The sequence below is a fragment of the Aquimarina algiphila genome (assembly GCF_007489275.1).
GTDB lineage: Bacteria > Bacteroidota > Bacteroidia > Flavobacteriales > Flavobacteriaceae > Aquimarina > Aquimarina algiphila.
In genome coordinates this window covers 1-5,024 of sequence record NZ_VLNR01000132.1, presented here as the reverse complement: position 1 = coordinate 5,024, position 5,024 = coordinate 1, and the positions used below count along the sequence as shown (strand labels likewise).

Sequence of the window (5,024 nt, the reverse complement as noted above, 5' to 3'; positions counted from 1 at the left end):
TGAGGGATTTAAAAATAGAATCTTATCAAAGATCACAGCAATGACCATTATTCAATATATCAATAGGTTTGAATTCAACAGAAATATAAACAACCTAAAAATTAATATTAACTAAATGCACAACGGGTAACCCTATTAATAATTACCTTTTTGCACAGCTATGTGGGCTTATTTACGCTGATATAGGAAGTATCAACGAACAAGTGAATCTATGGAATGCTAAAAGTCCCTCATTAAACTTGATTGTAGATATCAAAGATGTAGACAGTTTTAGATTTATGGTGCTCTCTAATCAAGATTTTGTTATTGTTGTTTTTAGGGGCTCGTCTAATCTAGCCAACTGGCTGGCAGATTTTGATATTATCCTTACACCATTTGAAAATATGAAAAATAATCTTGTGCATCAAGGTTTTTATTTTAGTGTATTATCAATGTTAGATGAACTTCAAGAAGTAGTTGCAAAACGAAAAAACAATGCACAAAACATGTATATAACAGGCCACAGTCTTGGAGCAGCACAAGCAATTATTTCGGCATTTGCTTGTCCATTTCTATCAGATTTTGTTAGCGTTACTACTTTTGGAGAGCCTAAAATAGGAGATAGTGGACTCATTACATGTTTTAACTCAAAACTACAAAGTTGTCCTCCTTCAGGGCAAAGTAAGCTTTATAGAGTTGTAAATGGTTGGGATCCTATACCTAGCCTTCCTTTATTTTATAAAACTCAATTTTATTACCATGAAGGGTGCTTCTACTTATATGCAAAAAGTGAAGGTGATCATTATGATGTAAAGAATACATCAACACCATTGAATCCAGATCTTATTGACCATTTTCCAATAGGGCAACAGGAAATACTAGAATGGCGTATTAATTACCATGCAATTGGACTTTATATCAGTAATGCACTGGCAAATATTGATAATTCTGTTTTCTAATTAAAGAATAACTTAAATACATTAATAAATATCTAACCTTGATGATTTTGTAAACTCAATTATTTTTTTTCGCAAAACATCAGTAAATACCACTTTGGGGAGTTTTGAAATAAAAACCAAACAGCAAGAATTGATTTTTCCTAAAGGTTTAATGATTAATCCAGAAAACAGACAATATCGAACCAACGAAATCAATTTTTTATTTGCTCTAAACGCAACAATTAGAAGGAATATGGGGATTTCTAAAAAGTCCTATTTAGTAGCGGGAGCAGGACTCAAACCTGGGACTTTCGGGATTATGAGTCCATAGGTTTGTCAGTAGCACTAATTAATCCTTATTTACATATATGAAAATTATTAACTTATGTTAAAATGATTTCAATAGTAAAGCACGCTAATCTTTGTCTTAAAAACAATTTAATTCATTGGTTTTAAGTGGTTAAAAAGGTAGGGTGTTTATTTGCAGTAGTGAGTGTAATGGGATCAACGCTAGTTAATCCCTCCTAGGGGACTTTTAAGGCAATTTTTACCAAAGCGAGACAATATTGTCTTGCTTTTTTTTGTTTGATATTTACACTTCTGTTTCGTTAGTAGAAGTATAAGAAAAGAGCTATTTCTTGGGTAACAATACCTTTAAGTAAAACATATACTTATACAACGAAAATTTTTAAAATGAAAAATATGAAAAATAAATTAACCATATTCTTATTACTGCAATTATTCATCTTCAATTCATTTGCAACAGAAATTGTGATCAGTTTAACAAATGAAAATCAGTTAGATGTAACGCCCACTACTAATGAAAAAATTATTTATATAATAGAAAGCGATATTATCATAACCAAAAATCATAATATTAACAAATCTGTTTCTCTACAATTTAAATATCCCTTCAAATTAAGATTTAATACACCATCCCCAGTAGAGGTTAAAATAAACGGTAAAATAATCTCCAGCAAGTATCGAATTTTCGATAACAATAACAATTCAATAGTTATAGGGTCTTCTTTAATAGAAAAAGTATACCCAGAATGGTTTGGTGCTAAAACCGATGATGACATATCCGATAAAGATGCAATTCAGCAGGCTATTAATTTCACATCAGATAATGGAACAGTAGAATTCGATAATAGTGGTAAATATAGCCTAAAAGACATTAATTCTTCTCCAGTACAAATTAAAATAGAAAAACCTTTAAATATTGAAGGAAAAAATGCAAACTTAGAAATTTCACATAGGGCATTTAGAATAGAAAATACTGACAACGTTACCATAAAAAACCTTCTAATAAAATGTATAGCACCTTCCCTCAATGAAGGAGATACACATAAAGATCATACTGGTAATATCCTTTTGATAAATGCTCAATATTGTAATATTGAGAATGTAACAATAGAGAATGGGTTCGGAAGTGGACAATCAATTTTATTAAAAGAAAGCAGTCATAATTTGATTCGAAACTGTATTATTAAAAATACAAAAGGATATGGTATTCTATTAAATGGTGATCAAAAGTTTTGTTCAAATAATACCCTTAAGGATAACCTTATCGTTAAAACAGGAAGACACGGTATATATTCTCGTAATCACAAAAATTTTGTATCCACAAATAATCAATTTATTGATAATCGACTAGAAGATATAGGAGAACTTTCTAATGAAAAAGATGCTGTTGGTATTGAAATATGGAATAGTAAAAATGATATTATCCGTGGTAATTCTTTAAAGGGTATAGGGAATGAAAAATCTCATATCGGAATAACTATTGGTGGTAAGAGTTCATCTATTATAGTTTCTGAAAACATCATAGATTCATTTCATACTTTTGGAATTGAAGTCGGAACAGCTTCTAAAACAGTACTAGTTAGCAACAATATTATCAAAAATATTAAACGTGATAGTGTTCAATTTACTTCTTCAGGTATAGGAATGGTAATTACAGGCTTAGGAAAAAGTGAGAACGTAAATTTTTCTAATAATCATGTTGAAAATGTAGATGTAGGTATTTCAGTGCAACAAAACTCAACATTAACCATAAAAGGAAATACTCTTTTAGGGAGTGATAATTCTTTAGATGATCCTTATCATAGAGGTATTTATTTTCAAAAAAACGGAAAAATCGATTCTGTTAAAACAGCACCAATCAACCCAGAAGCAGTTATAAGTGATAATATTATACATAATTTTTATTTAGGAATTCAACTTAATTATGATAAAAAGTATAATAAATTAGCATTTTGTAGAGTGGTAAATAATACTATTGATAATTGTAATTGGGGTGTAATAATGTCAAATGCAAACGTAACAATTTCTAACAATACTTTTGAAAATACAGGAGGGAACCGGTCTGCTTCAATAAGTATGGAAAATGCTACAATTTGGACTATATCAAACAACATTTTCAAACAAAATAAATTTATAGGATTTTATCCAGGGATTGTAACAAAGGGGGTTGTTAGTGCTAATGGATACTTAACTAATAACCATTTTATAAATTTTTTAGTTACAACATCAAATCTTAATAATTGGTCTCCGTTAGAAACAGAAAATAAAAGCAATAATGAAGTAAATTCTATTAACTATTAAAAAGCATTTAACACCTAATGTATATAATGTTTTATGAAGTATTGGTTCTGTAATTTATTATATGCAGCCTAATATAGCTAATTCTAGTATAAAAAAGGGTTGGACAAAAATCACCAAAACTCTTAAATAAAAAGTTAATAAAAATTTATTTAAACTATTTTTAGCAAGCTATTAGTAGGGCTTGATGCTCTTTTGCATACTCAGTTATCTCTTCTAAATATTTTGTTAAAAAGTTTAAACCGTGAATGCTTGGGATCACTTTTAAGACAATTTTTACCGAAGCGAGACAATGTTGTCTTGCTTTTTTACATCATACAATATTCTTTAAGAGATTATATGATGTAAACAGGAAATATAAAACAATTTATTCAGATAGCATTTTTAGTATTTCTAATCAATAAACATTTTATTTTAATTCTAAAAAGCCTGGCAATACGAGAGATTTTAAAACCTAATTTGAGAAAAATTGGTTTAATAGAATGTACATTAATCTCCCTAAAAGTAATAAGTTAATTAAATATCCAAAATTGTACTACTCAGGTTTCTTTTTAGAAATGAAGTCATTGTAATGTGTTGATTTTTATTTTTTTAAAAATAAAATGTATATCAAATTACAACATGGAATTTATAAATTTCAGGAAAGTTTTCTTGCTGAGGTATTACCATTAAAATATCTTTAAATGGGATTTAAAAATTACTTGATGATATCTGTTGTTTGATGTTATAGTCATTTTTTGAGTTTACAATATGTTAATATTCATATGATTAACTTATTAATGACAAGTGTTAATATTGGATAATTCTATCATTAAAAAAAAGAGTATTAAAACTTGAAAAAAGTACAGTAACTATTTTGGAAAACAAACCTTTAAGTATTGAAGGAGGTTATATACCTCTTGCTAGTAGACGTATAATATGTAATGTGACCAATATAAAGACATCAAAAATTTTATGTTAGAATATTACAGATTATCAATAATTATTAATCCAAAAATGTTTTTTGTTTACAACACTTACTTTCCAACCCTATTTAAAGTTGTAAAAGAGTTAAGATATTTTTGCTGTAATAGTTTTAGGGTACAATTAATAGGGCTTCATGCCTTAAAACCCCTTCTAATTTTTTGATAGAAACTTTAAATGTTTAAGGCTGTAGATTATATCAAGTAAAAAACTTGTGACTACCTCATTAGTAAATATTGGATTGTATACTGTCTGAGGTGGTTGAGGGAGGTAATCGTTGATAAATATGTTGTAATGGAGTTTTTTGTTGTAAAGAAAGCTCTGGAAAAAAATAAAAATAAATAAAAAAATCTGGTAACATTTTTTTACAAGATACATTAATAGAATATCAGGCAATAATGAATTATTAATACATACCCGTTGTGCATTTAGAAAAAGTTGCGCAAACTGCTAAAAGGCAGTAAATTGTAGTTACGACACTATAATTCATATGCACAACTTTCAAGCAAATTACGATAAAATACTCAAGGTTTTAAAAGG

3 protein-coding genes and 1 pseudogene are annotated in these 5,024 nt (G+C 28.3%); all 4 read left to right on the top strand.

Going from position 1 to position 5,024, the window contains the following annotated elements; genetic code table 11:
* Positions 1–115, top strand: a pseudogene (locus tag FOF46_RS32870) (IS982 family transposase); the annotation flags it as partial.
* Between the two features lie 124 nt (positions 116–239).
* Positions 240–938, top strand: a complete 699-nt coding sequence (locus FOF46_RS30270) for a lipase family protein (protein ID WP_143919155.1) — start codon at positions 240–242, stop codon at positions 936–938.
* A 94-nt stretch (positions 939–1,032) separates the two neighbouring features.
* The gene (locus FOF46_RS30265) at positions 1,033–1,248 is read left to right on the top strand and encodes a hypothetical protein (protein WP_208746840.1); all 216 of its coding nucleotides are present in this window, start codon (positions 1,033–1,035) and stop codon (positions 1,246–1,248) included.
* A 371-nt stretch (positions 1,249–1,619) separates the two neighbouring features.
* Positions 1,620–3,524, top strand: coding sequence for a right-handed parallel beta-helix repeat-containing protein (locus FOF46_RS30260; protein ID WP_167572016.1), 1,905 nt, complete (start codon positions 1,620–1,622; stop codon positions 3,522–3,524).
* Positions 3,525–5,024: the final 1,500 nt, after the last annotated feature.

Excerpts from the sequence above, each read along its gene's own strand:
- FOF46_RS30260 (WP_167572016.1), top strand. The coding sequence starts at position 1,620 with ATGAAAAATAAATTAACCATATTCTTATTACTGCAATTATTCATCTTC.